Origin of the sequence: Kitasatospora sp. NPDC093558 (genome assembly GCF_040683475.1) — a bacterium.
In the GTDB taxonomy this organism is placed as follows: domain Bacteria; phylum Actinomycetota; class Actinomycetes; order Streptomycetales; family Streptomycetaceae; genus Kitasatospora.
In genome coordinates this window covers 1-1,390 of the sequence record NZ_JBFBDY010001180.1, presented here as the reverse complement: position 1 = coordinate 1,390, position 1,390 = coordinate 1, and the positions used below count along the sequence as shown (strand labels likewise).

At 73.4% G+C, this 1,390-nt stretch carries 1 protein-coding gene and 1 pseudogene; one reads left to right on the top strand and one right to left on the bottom strand.

Annotated features, from left to right (window positions below):
• Window positions 1-470: pseudogene (locus AB0O00_RS39565) on the top strand (GNAT family protein); the annotation flags it as partial.
• A 91-nt stretch (window positions 471-561) separates the two neighbouring features.
• Here AB0O00_RS39565 and AB0O00_RS39560 read toward each other — a convergent pair.
• Window positions 562-1,390: MATE family efflux transporter (locus AB0O00_RS39560; RefSeq protein ID WP_363659507.1), on the bottom strand; the 829-nt coding region annotated here is incomplete at its 5' end.

The window sequence follows — 1,390 nt, the reverse complement described above, 5'->3', positions numbered from 1 at the left end:
GCCCGACGCCGGCGCCGCCGTGGGACGAGGCCGCCGAGCGCCGCATGCGCGTCTGGTAGGGCAGGGGGGCGCAGCAGACGGACCGCCTGGACCTCGCCGTCGTCGACCGGGCGAGCGGCCGCTGCGTCGGCGAGGCCGTGCTCAACGAGTGGAGCCCCGCCAACCGCAGCTGCAGCTTCCGCATCGCCCTGACCGCCGCCGGCCGCGACCGCGGCCTGGGCACCGAGGCCGTGCGGCTGATCGTCGGGTACGGCTTCGAGCGCCTCGGGCTGCACCGGATCTCGCTCACCGTGTTCGGCCACAACACGCGCGGTCTGCGCGCCTACGCCAAGGTCGGCTTCGTCCTGGAGGGCACCCGCCGCGAGGCGCTGCGCTTCGGCGAGGAGTGGGTGGACGACCATGACATGGCGATCCTGGCCCCCGAGTGGCATCGGCACCGCGGCTTCCCGGAAGGCTTCCCGGGAAGGTAGCTGACACTCCGTCAACTTGCTACCCAGCCGATCCGCGCGAGCCGCGTGACGAGTTCCGGTGCCTGGTGGGGCGTCCGTCGGTGGACCGGGTTCAGGCGCCGACCGGTGCGGTTGACGGGGCGTCGGCGGCCCTGGCGGTGAGGGCGAGGCCGTAGCGGCGCAGCAGGAGGACGGCGGTGGTGGCGAGCCCGACGAGCAGGCCGAGCCACAGGCCTCGGGTCTCCCCGCCAAGGGGGTAGGCGAACAGCCAGGCGGCGGGCAGGCCGACCAGCCAGTAGCCGACCAGGGTGATGCGGAAGCCGCTCCTGGTGTCGTCGAGCCCGCGCAGCAGGCCGACGCCGATGTTCTGCGCGCAGTCGAAGAACTGGAGCACGGCCACGACGGCGAGCAGGCCGGTGGCGATGTCGAGCCCCTGCCGGTCGCCGGCCGAGGAGGGGTCGAAGTACGGGCGGAGCACCAGCTCGGGCACGGTGAGGTAGAGCACGGCGACGAGTGCGGTGACGACTGCTCCGCAGGCGAGGGCGGTGTTCTTGATCCGGCGGGCGGTGGCGTACTCCCGCAGTGCGAGTTCGCGGCTGACGTTGATGGAGGCGGCGTGGGAGAGGCCGACGGCCACCTGGAAGACGATGTAGATCAGCTGGTTGACCGCTGTGTGGGCGGCCAGCGCGGCGGCGCCGAAGCTGCCGGCGAGCAACGCGGTGACGGAGAAGAAGCCGGCCTCGGAGCCGTAGGTGGCGGCGATCGGGGTGCCCAGGCCGAGCAGGCGGCGCACGGTGGCGGCGTCGGCGCGCCAGAAGTCCAGGCGTAGCAGCGGCGCGAGCTGCGGGTCGCGGCGGGCGGAGGCGTACAGGGCGAGGAAGGAGAGCAGGTAGACGCTGCTGGTGGCGACGCCGATGCCGGTCAAGCCGAGCTCGGGCAGG